The following is a 16,646-nucleotide window of genomic DNA, read 5'->3' as shown; positions in this document are numbered from 1 at the left end:
AAAAAATCATACGCCGGAGGCCTGGTACTGCCCGAAGCAGCGGAGGACCGTTTCGACCGCCTGGTCGATGGTAAGCTCCGTGGTGTCGAGCAGAAAGGCGTCCGGCTCTTGGCGCAGCGGCGCTACTGGTCGGGCCGCGTCACGCGTATCCCGATCAATAATGTCCTGCTTAATCTGCGGGAGGTTAGCAGATTCTCCCTTGCCGATCAACTGCTTATAGCGGCGAGATGCACGCTCTTCGGCACTGGCGGTCAGAAAAATCTTCACGGCCGCTTGCGGAAACACCACCGAACCCATGTCCCGGCCATCGGTCACCAGGCCCGGAGCCACGCCAAAATCACGCTGGCGCTGCAACAACGCAGCCCGTACCGCCGGTAGAGCGGCCACTTTCGATGCCCCGTTACCAATTTCTTCGGCACGGATATCCATGCTGACGTCGTTGCCATCCAGCAACACCGCCCCCTGTTCAAACGCGGCGGGCAAACGGATGGCAAGATCAGCCAGCGCAGGCTCGTTTTCCCAAGCCACCCCCAGCCTGCGTGCATGCAGGGCCAGCAGGCGGTAGAGCGAACCGGAATCAAGATAATGAAAGCCCAGACGCTGGGCAACAATGGCGGCGACAGTTCCCTTGCCGGAGGCAGAAGGACCATCGATGGTAATGACAGGAACAGACATGGGCTTGATTTGCATCCAGTTGCAGGCAGTGATGCGCAGCACATCACCAAAATGTCGATTTTAGCGCAGCCCCCTGCCATCAGGAACGGCTCTGGCCGGATTTTCTGCACTGAGGCGGTGACAAATGCTGCCAATCGGCAAGATTGTAGTTTGCACGTTACCCCGACGCCCTTTACAGTGATGGACCACAACGCACAACACCTGTCCGCAGGCACTGTGCGTGATGACAAGACCCGGACAACCTGAACAAGACACTACAGAGACTCGACGCCACGCCATGGAACAGCTCCGCCTCACTCCGACTCCGCACCTTGCCGGCACCATCAAACTGCCCGGCTCCAAAAGCATCTCCAATCGCACCTTGCTGCTGGCGGCACTGTCCAGCGGCAGCACGCTGGTACGCGACCTGCTGGATTCGGACGACATCCGCCATATGCAGGCGGCGCTTGGACTGCTGGGCGTGCAGGTAGAGCAGATCGGCAACAGCCGTGATTTCCGGGTGCAGGGTGTGGGTGGCGAGTTTCCGGTCAAGAGCGCCGACCTGTTCCTGGGTAATGCCGGCACCGCCTTCCGTCCGCTGACCGCCGCACTGGCGCTGATGCAGGGCAATTATCATTTGTCCGGCGTGGCACGCATGCACGAACGCCCGATCGGCGACCTGGTGGATGCACTGCGCATTGCCGGTGCCGACATCAGCTATCAGGGCAACCCCGGCTATCCACCACTGGCGATCAGCCCGGCCAGCCTGCGCGCTGGCGAAGTGATTCCGGTCAAGGGCAATGTTTCCAGCCAGTTCCTGACTGCCCTGCTGATGGCGCTGCCGCTGACCGGAGAAACCGCCACCATCGAAGTGGTCGGCGAGCTGATCTCCAAGCCCTATATCGAAATCACCCTCAACCTGATGTCCCGCTTTGGCGTACGGGTAGAACGCCAGGGCTGGCAGCGCTTCGTCATTCCGGGCAGCCAACACTATATCTCTCCGGGCGAGGTGCATGTAGAGGGCGATGCCTCCAGCGCATCATACTTCTTGGCCGCAGGTGCACTGGCCGGTGGCCCGGTACGGGTGGAAGGCGTGGGTAACAACAGCATTCAGGGTGATGTGAAGTTTGCCGACACCCTGCGCCAGATGGGCGTTTCCATCACCATGGGCGACAACTGGATTGAAGCGGCTGCCAACGGCAAGCTCAAGGCCATTGATGTCGACCTCAACCACATTCCCGATGCCGCCATGACCATTGCCGTGGCTGCGCTGGCCGCTGATGGCACCACCACGCTGCGCAATATCGAAAGCTGGCGCGTGAAAGAAACCGACCGCCTGTCCGCCATGGCCACCGAGCTGCGCAAGCTGGGTGCCACCGTGGAAGAAGGCCAGGACTACATCCGCATCACCCCGCCCGCCCACCTGATAGCTGATGCACAGATCGATACCTACGACGACCACCGCATGGCCATGTGCTTCTCGCTGGTTTCCTTACTGGGCGCTCCGGTCATCATCAACGACCCCAAATGCGTGGCCAAGACCTTCCCGGACTACTTCGAGGTCCTGGCCACCCTGCACGGCTGACTACACCCACACCAGCACCACGCCCGTTCTGCGGGCTTTTTTATTGCCAATAATCATCAAAAAACACAATATATAGATATCAACACAAACAAAGATACAACAAGATGAGCAATCTCTACGCCATTCGCCGCGAATTCATGCAGCAGTTCGACCTACCGGCCCCCAGTCAGCCCGGCCTGCATTGCAACACGCTGGCAATGTGGGAAAACATGCTGCACGAAGAAATGGCCGAGTTCCTGCATGCGCTGCAAGAATTCAAACAAATGGGCGCATGCAGTAGGGATGAGCAACAACGCCGCATGGCCGAACTTACCGCAGAGGGTGTGGATGTACTGAACGTACTGACCGGCTTGCTGTTGTCGCAAGGCATGCCAGTGGAAGCCATGACCGATGCCATCCACCAGGCCAACCTGCGCAAGCAGATAAATGGCAAGGTGGTGCGCCGCGCTGATGGCAAGATCTTGAAGCCTGATGGCTGGCAGCCTGCCGACAAGCTTGCAGTCATCCGTTGCTCAGTTTTGCCAAGCATGGACAATAGCCGGCAGGATTAAGTCTGCTTTAATAAAGGCTGATTAACATCTCATCCAATCAATCTGGACTCACCCATGGTCAAGGGGAACTTAATATGCTGAAAAATTCGCAACACAGTTATGGCCGTCTGGCACGTGCCCTGCATTGGCTGAGTGCACTGGCCGTGATTGCCGCACTGGTTTTCATCGAATTCAAGGATATTGCGCCCAAGGGTAGCCCGCTGCGTGACTTCCTGAAGTCCGGCCATTTCCAGGCTGGCATCATCGTGCTGTTGCTGTTCCTGCCGCGCCTGCTGTGGCGACTGGCCAACCGCGTACCTGACATCACCCCGGCACCGCAGCCGGCCGCCATGCTGCTGGCTCACGCGGCACACTGGTTGCTGTATGCACTGATGCTGGCCCTGCCGGTACTGGGCATCGCCATTGTGCAGGGCAATGGCAAGGATGTGGTTTTCCTGGGTAGCACGCTGCCGGTGTTCTTCTCACTGGGCAAGGAAACCGCGCACAACCTGAAGGAAATTCACGAGGCGCTGGGCAACCTCTTGCTGTGGCTGGCCATTTTCCATGCGGCAGCGGCAGTCTGGCACCACCGCTTTGTCAAGGACGACACCCTCACCCGTCTGACCGGGCCGATTCGCCCCTGATATCCACGCAGACACCCCGCCTTGACGGGGTGTCTGCATTTACTGCACTGCATCAGCGCAAATCCCTTTGCCACAGCGCCATCACCATGGCCAGTCCGGACAGCAAGGCCAGGGCCAGCAAGGCGTGGTCGCAGGCAATCAATACCTCCTGCTGCGTCACCTGGGCCGACAAACGCGCAAGATCAGGCAGGTCCAGCCCCATTCCCCAGTGCCTCAGGCTGAGGGCGTCCAGACGATCCAGCAGGCTCATGCGGGCCACTGACTCTCCCGCTTGCAACTGCAAGGCAGCCAAACCGGTTCCCATGGCCATGGCCAGTTCACGCAGGATGTTTTTCAGCTGATAGGCATGGGCAAAATCCTCTGCCTGCACCTCGGCATAGGTCATGGCCGCAATCTGCAATACCGACAGCACCGGCACCAGGCCGTGCAGCAGGATGGCTGGCAGTACGCTGGCCAGTGCAGCGCCAGGCATGGCCACGTGTGACAGCCACACACTACAGAGCAATAGCAGGCCAAAACCCAGTGCCAGCACATGATGACGCCGTGTCAGCCAGCGACTGGCATACAAATAGGACAATGCCATCACCACCGTCACCAGGCTGCCCATGCTCATGGCCCAGCCGGTGGTAACAAAGTCAAAACCCAGCCCGTGTTGCAGCATGGCAGACAGCAGGTAAGACCAAATCCCGTTGCACAGGTAGTAAAGCGCATAAAAAGCCAGCCCCATCAGATAACGCCGTCGCAATACCGCATGCAGTTGCAACCAGGGGTCCGGGTGGGTATGGAGGCGCCGCCAGGCCAGCAACAGCAAGGCCACACCAGCCAGCAAGGCCAGCCACATTCCGGGCCGGGCAGAAAATCGCAGAAAACGCAGATCCTCCAGCGTATGCAAGACCAGCAACGCGCCCAACCCCAATGCCGCCACCGCCAGCCAGTCCAGTTCTCCAGCCTGGGTACGCGTAGGCATACCGGCATTGCGTGGATAGCTGATATTGACCAGCACCAGCAACAGCGGGACAAAGCCGGCCTGCAGCCAGAAGATGGCCTGCCAGCCCCAGTCTTCCACCAGCAGAGCGGACAGCCAGGGAGCAATGCCGGACAGTCCGAACAGCCCAAGCAAAAAACCATACATCAGCGGCTTGCGCTCTCTGGGCTGAGCCACCAGCTGCAACAGAATGCGCGAGGCGGTAAACAGCCCGCCGCCGCCCACGCCCTGAAACAGCCGCGCCAGCGCCAGACTGGTGATGCCTTCAGCCAGGGCACAGCCCACACTGCCAGCCATGAACAACAGCAAGGCCCACTGGGTATAGCGGCGATAGCTGATCAGGGTGGCAAAGCGCCCCAGTAGCAGGTTGACCAGCACCGCGCCCACGGCAAAGCTGGTCAGCGCCCACAGATATTCCTGCGGAGCCGCCGCCACCCCGCCCTGGATCGCCCCGCCCGCCACCCCCATCATGCCGACGGCCACAAAATCCGCCCCAGTCACCAGACCCAGGGTGAGGCCAAACAGCCGAACCTGCCAGGGGCGACATTCGGGATGGGCTTGCAGCAAAACGGGGTAATCAGGCATCAAACAGAAAGCTCGGGAAAAGGTATGGTGTCGCAGTCACTATAGTGACCATGCTATGTTGAATAAACTGCCATTTTTGAAATGATTATTCAATGTCACGTACAAACGACTGGAATGACTGGCATCTGTTTGGCTGTGTAGCGCAACTGGGTAGTTTCAGCCGGGCGGCCGAACGGTTACAACTGCCCAAATCGACAGTCAGCACCGCAATCTCCCGGTTGGAGCAAAGACTGGGTTTGCGCTTGCTGGAACGCAGCACGCGCCGCCTGCGCCTGACCGAAGCCGGCTTTCAGTTGCTGACAGAAATCGGGCCGCTGTTTTCACGACTGGAAGACATCGCCGACCATCTGCAAGGCCATGCCGAAGCGCCGCTAAGCGGCACATTGCGCATTGCATCTCCCTATGAATTTGCCAGCCTGCACCTGAGCCCGGTGCTGTGCGACATCATGCAGGCCCACCCAGCTCTGCATATCGAAGTGGATGTAGTCAGCAGCCTGATCGACCCACTCAGCAGTGGCTACGACCTGAGTTTTGTGATGACCAGCCAGCCGCTGCCGGATTCCGGCCAATTGGGCAAGCGTCTGTATACCTTGCAGCAAGGCCTGTTTGCTGCGCCAGCCCTGTTGCAGCAACGCGGCAGACCACAACACCCGGCAGAACTTGCCGACTGGCCGCTATTAGGGGCCGCTACCGCCCTGCCCTGGCAATTCCGGCATGCTGATGGCCGACACTACCAGTTGACGCAGCCGCTGTTGCTGCAAAGCGCCAATGCGGGTCTGCGGCTGCAGGCCGCCATTGCCGGGCGCGGGATCTGCCTGGTATCGCGCAATTTTGCTGCAGCACAGGCTGCCATGCTGCTGGAGCAGATTCTGCCCGACTGGCAATTACCCCCACTGAAAGCCTACGCCCTCATTCCCAATCGCAGCCTGCTACCCACCAAGACCCGCTTGCTGCTGGATGGACTGGAGCAGCGCTTTGCCAGCCTGGAAGCACTCTGAACTCTCATGCAAGCAGCAAGAAAATGGGCGCTCCCTGGCGCCCATTGCACTACTAGCTTGCCGACATGGTTGGCAACACTACTTGTCCTGCGGCAGTCGCATGGTTGAGCCGCGTTCGATCAAGCGCCCGGACAGCACCACCTTGCGCGCGCTGCGTGCCGGGTCTTCCAGCCGCTCCAGCAGCATCTTCATGGCGGTGCGGCCAATGTCGTACACCGGCTGTTCGATCACCGTCAGGCCGGGTCCGGCCAGCTCGGTCCAGTTGTCATTGTCAAAACCGGCCAGCGCCAGCTGCTGCGGAATGGCAATACCGGCCTTACGCGCACCGCGCAACATGCCCAGCAACACCAAGCCATTACTGGCAATCAACGCCTGTGGCGTCGAAGACTCACGCAACCAGTCATTCATCGCCTGCTCCGCTGCTTCCGGCGTGGGAGCGATAAAGCGTGCTTCTGCCTGCAAACCATGCTGCTGCATGGCAGCCAGCACACCGGCATGGCGCTCGGCCCCGGTGGTACTGGTGTTGCCAAACAGGCCACCAATGCGGCGATAGCCCTGTTGCAGCAAATGCTCCACCAACTGGCTGGCTGCTTCAGCATTGTCCAGCACCACGGCATCAGCCTGCCCCGGCGGCGCAGCACGATCGATCAGCACCACCGGGAAGCCCAGTTGCTTCGGGTCCAGCTTCTGCGCGGTGGCACGGGTAGGGGCGAAGATGACCCCGGTGACCCGCTCCTCCTGCATCAGGCGCAGGTACATGGCTTCTTTTTGCGGATTTTCGTCGGTATTGCACAGGATAACGCGCATGCCCACCGCGTAAGCAGCATCCTCCACCGCCCGGCTGACCGCGGTAAAGAAGGGATTGCGGATATCAGACACAATCAGGCCAATGGTATGACTATGCTGAGAGCGCAGCCGACGTGCCGACAGATTGGGTAGATAGCCGGTGGCGGCCACGGCAGCCTCCACTTTCTTGCGCAGCTCATCGCTAACCGGGCCATCGCCCAGCGCCCGTGACACTGTCGCCACCGACACCCCGGCAGCCCGGGCTACATCCTTGATGCGTACCGTCATTTTGCAATCGTTTTCAGTCAGGTTGTCGTGATCCTGCATCAAGTAAAAATGCTTTGCAAGCCTTTAATTACAAGGATCATTAAAGATTGAAGTCGTGTTTGATCAAGATGATCTACGATCAATATTGACAGGTGTTGTGTAATCGATTTCAATGCCAGCAACGCAACGCCAGACAATAGCCAGCACAGCCCATTTTTGGGTGCAATGCAGCAAAATAACAGTACCAGGAGACCACTCCCGATGTCGCACGATCTGATCCATCCGGAACTGATTTGCCTTGCCACCGCTCCGGCCAGCAAGGAAGATGCCATCCGCCAGGCCGGCCAGTTGCTGGCCAATGCCGGCTGTATTGACGCCGCCTATATCGACAGCCTGCTGGCACGCGAAGCCGTGGCCAATACCTTTCTAGGCCATGGCGTCTCCATTCCGCACGGCATGGTGGAAGACCGCCACCTGATCAAGCGCACCGGCATTGCCATCCTGCAGATTCCGCAGGGTCTGGAATGGAATCCTGGCCAGACCACCCATTTGCTGTTTGCCATTGCTGCGCAATCGGACGAACACATCCAGCTGCTGCGTCGGCTCACCCGCTTGCTGCAAGACGAACCCCTCCTGCAGCAGCTGTTTGCCACCAGCAACCCGCAAGACCTGATTGCCGCCCTGTCCGACACCGCTGCCGCACCGGCTGCGCCGCAGCAGCCGGCTGGCGATCTGGCCGAAATGTTTGAATGGCAAGTGGACTACCCCAATGGCCTGCATGCCCGTCCGGCCACCGCCTGGGTGGAAACCGCCCGCCAGTACGCGGCACAGGTACAAGTGCGTCACGGCCACCATGTAGCCGACGCCAAGAACATGATTTCCCTGCTGCAACTGGGCCTGCAACGCGGCGACCGGCTGGTGGTATCCGCCGAAGGCAGCGATGCCGCCGCCCTGCTGCAAGCCCTGCAAGGGGTGATGACCCGCCTGACTGCGCAGGAACAAACCGACGCCGCACTGGCCGCGCAAAAAGCCCAGGCCCAGCGTAGCGAAAACAACTGGCAGCCGCCGGGCCACCCGCTGGAAGTGGCCGGCATCAGTGCCAGCCCCGGTCTGGCCATCGGTCAGGTGCATGTGCTGACCCACGGCCTGCCGGCAATTCCCGACCACCCGCTGGCCCTGGCCGAAGCTGGTGACAAACTGCATGCCGCGCTGGCCGATACCCGCGCCGAACTGGCCAAGCTGGCCGAAGACACCGCCCAGCGTCTGGGTAATGCCGAAGCCGCCATTTTCAAGGCCCAGGCCGAACTGCTGAGCGATACCGACCTGATCACCCTGTCCTGCCAACTGATGGTGGAAGGCCACGGCGTGGCCTGGTCCTGGCATCAGGCCGTGGAGCGCCTGGCCGACCGTCTGGCCGCGCTGGGCAACCAGTTGCTGGCCGCCCGTGCCGCCGACCTGCGCGACGTGGGCCGCCGCGTGCTGGGCAAGATCGACCCCAGCCTGCAAGCAACCACCCTGTCCGACCTGCCGGACAACTGCATTCTGCTGGCCAGCGACCTGTCGCCGTCCGACACCGCCGGGCTGGATACCAACAAGGTGATTGGCCTGGCCACCGCTCAGGGCGGCCCGACTTCCCATACCGCCATCCTGGCGCGCACCCTCGGCCTGCCGGCACTGGTAGCCGGCGGCCCCGGCCTGCTTGGCGTAGCCAATGGCACGGCGGCGATTCTGGATGGCCAGGCTGGCCGCCTCTACCTGAATCCGGGCGAAGCCGACCTGAAATCCGCCCGCGACTGGATGGCGCAACAGCAGCTGCGCAAGGAACGCGAAGAAGCCGAACGCAGCCTGCCGGCCCAGACCCGTGACGGCCACAGCGTGGAAGTGGCTGCCAACGTCAACCGCCCGGACCAGGTGGCCACCGCCACCGCCGCCGGTGCCGAAGGCGTGGGCCTGATGCGTACCGAATTCCTGTTCCTGGAACGTGACGACAGCCCGGACGAAGAAGAACAGTTCGCCACCTACCAGGCCATGCTGCAGGCGCTGGAAGGCCGCCCGCTGATCGTGCGCACGCTGGATATCGGCGGCGACAAGCAAGTGCCCTACCTCAACCTGCCGCACGAGGAGAACCCCTTCCTCGGCATGCGTGGTGCCCGTCTGCTGCTGCGCCGCCGCGACCTGCTGGAACCGCAGCTGCGTGCGCTGTACCGCGCCGCCCGTGGTGGCCAGCCGCTGTCCATCATGTTCCCGATGATTACCTCGCTGAAGGAAATCACCCGCCTGAAGGGCCTGTGCGAAGGCATTCGCCGCGAGCTGAACGCCCCGGTGGTGCCGATCGGCATCATGGTGGAAGTGCCCGCCGCCGCCACCCTGGCCGACAAGCTGGCCGAGCATGTGGACTTCTTCTCCATCGGCACCAACGACCTCACCCAGTACGCACTGGCCATCGACCGTCAGCATCCGGAGCTGGCCGCCGAAGCCGACAGCCTGCACCCGGCAGTGCTGCGCCTGATCCACCAGACGGTACAAGGTGCTGCCCAGCATGGCCGCTGGGTAGGCGTGTGCGGCGGCATTGCCGGCGACCCCTTCGGTGCCGCCCTGCTCACCGGTCTGGGTGTCAACGAACTGTCGATGAGCCCGCGTGACATCGCCAGCGTCAAGGCCCGCCTGCGTGGCAGCGACTTTGCCAAACTGGCCGAGCTGGCGCAGCAAGCGCTGGATTGCGACAGCGCCGAAGAAGTGCGCGCCCTGCAGAGCCTGCTGTCATGAACGGCCCGCTGATCACCATCACCCTGAACCCGGCCATCGACCAGACGGTGTGCGTGCAGGATTTTCAGCCCGGCAGCGTCAATCTGGCACTATCCAGCACCAGCAATGCCGGCGGCAAGGGTGTGAACGTAGCCAGCTGCCTGGCCGACTGGGGCTTGCCGGTGCTGGCCACCGGCCTGTTGGGACGCAATAACAGCGATGCATTTGAAGTGCTGTTCAAGGACAAGGGCATTGCCGACCGCTTCATCCGCGTGCCGGGCGACACCCGCGTCAACATCAAGCTGTCCGATCAGGCCAATGCCAGCACCACCGACATCAACCTGCCGGGTTTGACCGTAGGCGAGGTGCAATGGGAACGCCTGCTGACCCTGCTGGCGGCAGACGTCAATCCGGGCAGCCAGATTGTACTGGCCGGCAGCCTGCCACAGGGGCTGGTGCCGGAACAGCTCCCCCTGCTGATCGGCAAACTGCGCCAATGGGGTGCCCATGTGCTGCTGGACAGCAGCGGTGCCGCGCTGGCCTGCGCACTGGCTGCGCCACGCGCCAGCCTGCCGGACTGCATCAAACCCAACCGCCACGAACTGGAGCAATGGGCTGGCCATGCCCTGCCCACCCTGCCAGACGTACTGGCCTGCGCGCGCCAACTGCAACAGGCCGGTGTGGCCGAGGTGGTGGTGTCGCTGGGCGAACAAGGCGCACTGTTTGTGCTGGATGACGGCCCGGCCCTGTTGGCCCGCCTGCCGGTGCAGAACCCGCTGAGCACCGTGGGTGCCGGTGATGCACTGGTGGCTGGCCTCAGCGCCGCGCGCCACCAGCGCCTGGCCGGTGAAGACCGCGCCCGGCTGGCCGTGGCCTTTGCCACCGCCAAGCTGGCCCGCATCGGCCCGCACCTGCCGGAACGCAGCCAGGTGGAACAACTGGCACGGCAAGTGGAAGTGCAGCACTTGTCCTAAACCATCATGCTGCGGGCGGGCAACGCTCACCCACCCTCGCCACGCGGCAGATCATCAGCAAAGCAACAACAACAGGCAGATAAAACTAGGAGAAAGACAATGGCAAACCTGCTGGCAGTGATTGCAGCTCCCGATCGCAGCACCCAGTCCATGCTGGCTGGCGAAGCGCTGCGCCAGGCGGCTACCCGGCTGAAACACAAGATCGATGTAGAAATCCACACCGCACAAGGCGTGCAACAGCCGCTGAGCGCCAGCGCCATTGCCGACGCCGACGCCGTGCTGCTGATTGGCGAAGCCGCGGCACAGGATGTGCGCTTTGCCAACAGCCACACCCTGCCCAGCTCGCTGGAAGCTGTGCTGGCCGATGCCGAAGGCCAGCTCAAGGCCAGCCTGAGCGCCCAGACCGCCAGCAGCGCGCTGCGCATTGTCGGCATCACTTCCTGCCCCACCGGCATTGCCCACACCTTCATGGCCGCCGAAGGCCTGAGCCAGGCCGCACAGAAACTGGGCCACAGCATCCGCGTGGAAACCCAGGGTTCGGTGGGTGCGCAGGACACGCTGACGGCGGATGAAATCCGTCTGGCCGATGTGGTGATCATTGCCGCCGACACCCAGGTGGACCTGTCGCGCTTTGTCGGCAAGCGTCTGTTCTCCAGCGGCACCAAACCGGCCATCAACGACGGTGAAAACCTGGTGCGCCGCGCCATTGCCGAAGCCCAGCCGCATGGTGCCAGCCAGGCTGCCAGCAGCCAGACTGCCGCCAGCACCGCTTCCGCAAGCAGCGCCCAGAGCGAGCAGCGCAATGGCGCTTACAAACACCTGATGACCGGTGTGTCCTTCATGCTGCCCTTTGTCACTGCGGGCGGCATCATGATTGCGCTGGCCTTTGCCCTGGGCGGCATTTACGCCTTTGACGACGCGCACAAGGGCACGCTGGCCTGGGCCTTGTTCCAGATTGGCGCCAAGTCCGCCTTTGCGCTGATGGTGCCGATTCTGGCCGGTTACATCTCCTACTCCATCGCCAACCGTCCGGGTATTGCCCCCGGCATGGTGGGTGGCATGCTGGCCGCCAGCCTCGGTTCCGGCTTTCTGGGTGGCATTGCCGCCGGTTTCATTGCCGGTTACGGCACGGATTTCCTGAACAAGAAAATCCAGCTGGGCCGCAACCTTGATGGCCTGAAGCCGGTGCTGATCTTGCCGGTACTGGGTTCCCTGCTGGTGGGCCTGTTGATGATCTACGTCATCGGCACACCGGTGGCCGGCCTGCTGGCCATGCTGACCGATGCGCTCAAGAGCATGCAGGGCAGCAGCGCCTTGCTGCTGGGTGCCATTCTGGGCGCGATGATGGCCTTTGACATGGGCGGCCCGGTGAACAAGGCAGCCTATGCCTTTGCCACCGGCCTGATTGCCAGCCAGGTCTACACCCCGATGGCCGCTGTCATGGCCGCCGGCATGACCCCGCCGCTGGGCATCGCCCTGGCCACCAAGCTGTTTACCGACCGCTTTACCGCCGACGAGCGTGAAGCCGGCAAAGCCGCTGGCGTGCTGGGTATTTCCTTCATCAGTGAAGGTGCCATTCCGTTTGCCGCCCGCGACCCGCTGCGCGTGATTCCGTCGCTGATGGTGGGTTCGGCCGTGACCGGTGCCATCTCCATGACCATGGGCGTGGAACTGAAAGTACCGCATGGTGGCGTGTTCGTACTGCCCATCCCCAATGCAGTGACCAATCTGGGTGCCTACCTGGTGGCACTGGTGGTAGGTACGGTGCTGACCGCGGTGATGCTGCGCGTGCTGAAAAAACCGCTGGCACAATAAGCCATGAGCCGACCGGCAGCACGGACCTGCCGGCCGCTGAACGATTTCTCTCTCTCGGGCCAACTCCTTTGCGGGTTGGCATTTTTTTGTCCTGCGTTTTGAAAATCCCGCCATAAAACCCGACGTTTCCAGAGTGCAATGACCATAGCCACGCCAGGCTGCACTGCTATGGTAAGGCCCAGTCACTGGCTCTGGAGAACCGCACCATGTCTGCCCCTGCCCTGTCCGCCGCAGATGTCAAACTGGGCCTGCGTGAAAAAGTAGGCTATGGACTGGGAGACATGGCGTCCAATCTGTCGTTTGGTGCCGTCTCGCTGTTCCTGCTGTTTTTCTACACCAATATCTTTGGCCTGAGCGCCGGCGAAGCCAGCCTGATCTTCCTGATCGCCCGCATCATCGATGCGCTGTTCAATATTCTGCTGGGCTACGCCATCGACCAGACGCACAGCCGCCATGGCAAGCTGCGGCCCTATCTCTTGTACGGCGCGCTGCCGCTGGGGGTACTGACCGTGCTGTGCTTCAGCACCCCTGACACCAGCTACAAGTTTACCTATGCGCTGGTCAGCTACACCGTGTACTGCCTGGCCTATACCACGGTGAACACGCCCTATTCAGCCATGAACAATATGCTGACCCAGCACGCCATGTCGCGCGCCTCACTGTCGGTGTACCGCATGTTGTTTGCCACGCTGGGCTACTTTGTGGTGTCGGTGTATGCCGACCAATTGATTCGCCGCTTTGCTGACCCGCGCAGCGGCTACCAGCTCACCATCGCCCTGTTTGCCGGGCTGGCCACCCTGCTGTTCTACGCCTGCTTTGCCATGACCAAGGAGCGCATCCACCAGGACAAGAGCCAAGCACCCAAGCTGCACCAGATGGTGCAGGCCATTACCGGCAATCCGCCCTTGTTCCACCTCTCCATGTTCACCGTGTTTACCTATATCGCCTACAGCGTGTGGATGGCCGCCGCCATTTACTACATCAACTACGTATTGCGCGATGAAGCCTACACCGCCAGCTTTTTCGCCATCCAGACCGTGGCCAATCTGGTCGGCACCATTGCCTCGGAACAGTTGATTGCCCGCTTCGGCAAAAAGAGACTGACCCTGCTCACCCTGAGTGCCGGCGCATTGGCGCTGGCCTATCAATACTGGCTGGCGGGCGACAGCCGGCTGGCCATCATGGTTTGCGTCAGCGTGTACAGCGCGGCCATGGGCAGCATCTTTGTCTGCATGTACGCCATGCTGGCCGACACGGTGGAATACGCCGAGTGGCAGCAGCATGTGCGTACCGAGGGGGCCATCTATGGCTATTTCAACTTCATCACCAAAGTGGCCATGGCCATTGCCGGTGGTCTGGCCGGGCTGATCCTGCAATATGCCGGCTACGATGCCGCCCATATCACGCCACGCGCACAAGACTGGATCGCCCTGATGATGACGCTGATTCCCGCCGCCATGTTCGTGCTGGCGCTGCTGTTCGTGCTGCGCTACCAGCTGGATGAAGACAGCTATCTGCGCATGGTGGGCCAGATCGAAGCACGCAAGCAGCCCGCCGCCGCTCAGCCACAGGAGTCCTGAAATGACAGCCAATCACCAAGAACTGATCGCCCGCATGCGCCCGCAAGACAAGGTCAAGCTGCTCAGCGGCCAGGGCCTGTGGCGTACGGCCAGCCTGCCCGAATTCGGCATTCGCGACTTTGTCATGACCGATGGCACCTATGGCGTGCGCTACAGCAGTGCGCAGATCGACCAGCAGGAAAGCTGGAATATCAGCGACTTCCTGTCAGTGGTGCAGCAAGATGCGGGCCAGCAGGCGACAGATAGCGACAAGGGCGGCTCGGAAGTGCTGTTTGGCCACTCGCGCCCGGCCACCTGCTTTCCCAATGGCTCCAGCCTGGCCTGCAGCTGGGATGTGGCGCTGGTGGAACAAATGGGACGGGCGCTGGCGATTGAATGCCAGTCCATGGGTGTGGGCCTGCTGCTGGGGCCGGGCATCAATATCCGCCGCACCCCGCTGGCCGGGCGTGGTTATGAATATTATTCGGAAGACCCGCTGCTCAGCGGCGATCTGGCCGCCGCGCTGATCAACGGCCTGCAACAGCAAGGCGTGGGAGCCAGCCTCAAGCACTTTGCCTGCAACAACTCGGAATACATGCGTACCGAGATGGACTCCATCGTCGACGAGCGCGCGCTGCACGAAATCTACCTGTACGGTTTCCAGCGCGCCATTGCCAAGGCACAGCCGTGGACGGTGATGTCCTCCTATAACCGGCTCAACGGCGAACAGACCTCGCAGCACCACTGGCTGCTCACCCGGGTATTGCGCGAGGAATGGGGCTATCAGGGGCTGGTGATGTCGGACTGGTACGGCATCAAGGACCGCCCGGCCTCGCTGCTGGCCGGTAATGAACTGGCCATGCCGGAAAACGCGCTGGACAATGCCGAACTGCTGGCCGCCATCGAACAAGGCCGTATTCCCGCTGCGGTGCTGGACCAGGCCTGTCTGCACATGCTGCAACTGATCGACAAGGTGCAGGCTGGCTGCCAGCCCGGCACCGTAGCTGACTTTGCCAGCCACCATCCGCTTGCGCGACGCATTGCCGCCGAATCACTGGTATTACTGAAGAACGACCAAGACTTGCTGCCATTGAATGGCCAGCAGCTGCGCCGCCTGGCGGTGATTGGCAAACCGGCACAACAGCCGGTGATACAGGGCTCGGGCTGCGCCACCACCCAGCCCTGGCAGCAGGACTGTCCGCTGGATGAAATCCGGTCGCAGGCGGGAAGCGGCGTGCAGATCGACTATGCCGTCGGTGCGCCGGACGACCAACACGACGACGCAGCCGCACTGCAACAAGCCTGCACCATTGCCGCCGCCGCCGAGGTGGCCGTAGTGTTTGTCAGTACCCCAATCGGCATGGACGGTGAAAATGGCGACCGCCAGCATCTGGGCCTGCTCCCCAGCCACGACCGTCTGATCAGCCGGCTGGCCGCGGTGCAGCCCAAGCTGGTGGTGGTGCTGTGCAATGGCGATGCCGTGCTGATGCCCTGGCTGCCCCAGGTGCCTGCCGTGCTGGAGTGTTTCTTTGCCGGCCAGGGCATGGGCCATGCAGTGGCCGCCACGCTGTTTGGTGTCAACAATCCCAGCGGCAAGCTCACCACTACCCTGCCCAACAGTCTGGAAGAGACACCAGCCTATCTGCACTACCCCGGCGAAAATGGCCGTCACCATTACGGCGAGGGCCTGTTTGTCGGCTACCGCTATTACGACAAGCGCCAATTGCAGCCGCTGTTTCCCTTCGGTTTTGGTCTGAGCTATACCCGTTTCGACTACCGCGAACTGCAGCTCTCCAGCCAGGACATGACGGAACACGACACCCTCACGGTGAGCATCGAGATCCACAATAGCGGTGAACGCGATGGCAAGGAGATCGTGCAGCTATACATCGCACCACCGCCCTCGCCATTGGCACGCCCGCCACAAGCCCTGCGCGGCTTCGACAAACTGGACATTCCGGCCGGAAGCAGCCGCCACGCCCACTTCACGCTGCAACGCGAAGATTTTGCCTATTACGATCCGGCCCATGGCAGTTGGGTGGTGGACAGCGGCCCGCATGAGATCCGCATCGCAGCCTCCAGCCGCGACATCCGCCTGCAGGCCACGGTAGCGGTTACCGCGCAGCCACCCTACCCCAGGCTCAAGGCTGACTCCTCGCTGGTGCAGCTCACCCGTCACCCACCCATGCTGCAGGCCGTGGCCGAACTGGTGGCCAGCAAGTGTGCACTCAGCGTGGATGATGCCCGTGCCAAGCTGATCCAGATGGCTCCCAACATGTTCGGCGGCTTGTTCATCACCCTCACCGCCATGCTGGAACTGGATATCAGCCGCGCTGAGCTGCAGCTGATCCTGGACCGATTCAACAGCATGCCCAGTTGCAACCAGGCAAGAGACGTCGCGGTTTTTTCATCACAACGTCAAGACCCTGTCACATGACAAGACGACAATCCGTCCCAAGCCGGCCACTTGCGCTGGGTTGTCTCTTGTTCAGTTGTTTCTTCTCGGCTTTACTCTCGCG

General features: G+C 61.7%; 12 protein-coding genes. 9 read left to right on the top strand and 3 right to left on the bottom strand.

All coding sequences use genetic code 11. The annotated features are described in order from the left end of the window. Positions 1-6 precede the first annotated feature (6 nt). Entirely contained in the window at positions 7-675 is a 669-nt protein-coding gene (gene cmk / locus GSR16_RS04750) for a (d)CMP kinase (RefSeq protein ID WP_159875389.1), read from the bottom strand. Positions 676-952: 277 nt separating this feature from the next. On the opposite strand from cmk, the gene aroA reads away from it, so the two are divergent. The 3 genes from aroA to GSR16_RS04735 all read left to right on the top strand — a co-directional run bounded on the left by aroA (position 953) and on the right by GSR16_RS04735 (position 3,413). Continuing rightward, complete coding sequence (gene aroA / locus GSR16_RS04745) at positions 953-2,239, top strand: 3-phosphoshikimate 1-carboxyvinyltransferase (protein WP_159875388.1); 1,287 nt, start codon at positions 953-955, stop codon at positions 2,237-2,239. A gap of 104 nt (positions 2,240-2,343) precedes the next feature. Beyond that, entirely contained in the window at positions 2,344-2,790 is a 447-nt protein-coding gene (locus tag GSR16_RS04740; RefSeq protein WP_159875387.1) for a pyrophosphohydrolase domain-containing protein, read from the top strand. 74 nt (positions 2,791-2,864) lie between these two features. Further along, complete coding sequence (locus tag GSR16_RS04735; protein ID WP_159875386.1) at positions 2,865-3,413, top strand: cytochrome b; 549 nt, start codon at positions 2,865-2,867, stop codon at positions 3,411-3,413. 52 nt (positions 3,414-3,465) lie between these two features. Here the strand turns inward: GSR16_RS04735 and GSR16_RS04730 are convergent, their stop codons facing one another. Continuing rightward, positions 3,466-4,983 (bottom strand): MFS transporter, encoded by a 1,518-nt coding sequence (locus tag GSR16_RS04730; protein WP_159875385.1) that lies wholly within the window; start codon positions 4,981-4,983, stop codon positions 3,466-3,468. 92 nt (positions 4,984-5,075) lie between these two features. Between GSR16_RS04730 and GSR16_RS04725 the strand changes: the two genes are divergently transcribed. After that, positions 5,076-5,981, top strand: coding sequence for a LysR family transcriptional regulator (locus GSR16_RS04725; protein ID WP_159875384.1), 906 nt, complete (start codon positions 5,076-5,078; stop codon positions 5,979-5,981). A gap of 78 nt (positions 5,982-6,059) precedes the next feature. On the opposite strand, the gene GSR16_RS04720 is transcribed toward GSR16_RS04725, so the two are convergent. Continuing rightward, positions 6,060-7,094, bottom strand: a complete 1,035-nt coding sequence (locus GSR16_RS04720; protein ID WP_240902600.1) for a LacI family DNA-binding transcriptional regulator — start codon at positions 7,092-7,094, stop codon at positions 6,060-6,062. Between the two features lie 201 nt (positions 7,095-7,295). On the opposite strand from GSR16_RS04720, the gene ptsP reads away from it, so the two are divergent. The 5 genes from ptsP (at position 7,296) to GSR16_RS04695 (ending at position 16,564) form a co-directional block, all read left to right on the top strand. Further along, positions 7,296-9,800: a phosphoenolpyruvate--protein phosphotransferase gene (gene ptsP, locus GSR16_RS04715; protein WP_159875383.1), complete on the top strand. Its 2,505-nt coding sequence runs from the start codon at positions 7,296-7,298 to the stop codon at positions 9,798-9,800. Continuing rightward, a complete protein-coding gene (pfkB, locus tag GSR16_RS04710) occupies positions 9,797-10,753 on the top strand; it encodes a 1-phosphofructokinase (protein ID WP_159875382.1) in 957 nt (318 codons plus the stop codon). Before ptsP ends, pfkB begins: the two co-directional genes overlap by 4 nt. Positions 10,754-10,852: 99 nt before the next feature. Next, the gene (locus GSR16_RS04705; protein ID WP_159875381.1) at positions 10,853-12,568 is read left to right on the top strand and encodes a fructose-specific PTS transporter subunit EIIC; all 1,716 of its coding nucleotides are present in this window, start codon (positions 10,853-10,855) and stop codon (positions 12,566-12,568) included. A 206-nt stretch (positions 12,569-12,774) separates the two neighbouring features. Next, a complete protein-coding gene (locus tag GSR16_RS04700) occupies positions 12,775-14,148 on the top strand; it encodes an MFS transporter (RefSeq protein WP_159875380.1) in 1,374 nt (457 codons plus the stop codon). 1 nt (position 14,149) lies between these two features. After that, positions 14,150-16,564, top strand: coding sequence for a beta-glucosidase family protein (locus GSR16_RS04695; protein ID WP_159875379.1), 2,415 nt, complete (start codon positions 14,150-14,152; stop codon positions 16,562-16,564). Positions 16,565-16,646: the final 82 nt, after the last annotated feature.

Origin of the sequence: Aquitalea denitrificans, assembly GCF_009856625.1 — a bacterium.
Taxonomy (GTDB): Bacteria; Pseudomonadota; Gammaproteobacteria; order Burkholderiales; family Chromobacteriaceae; genus Aquitalea; species Aquitalea denitrificans.
This window is presented reverse-complemented; position numbering and strand designations above follow the sequence as displayed.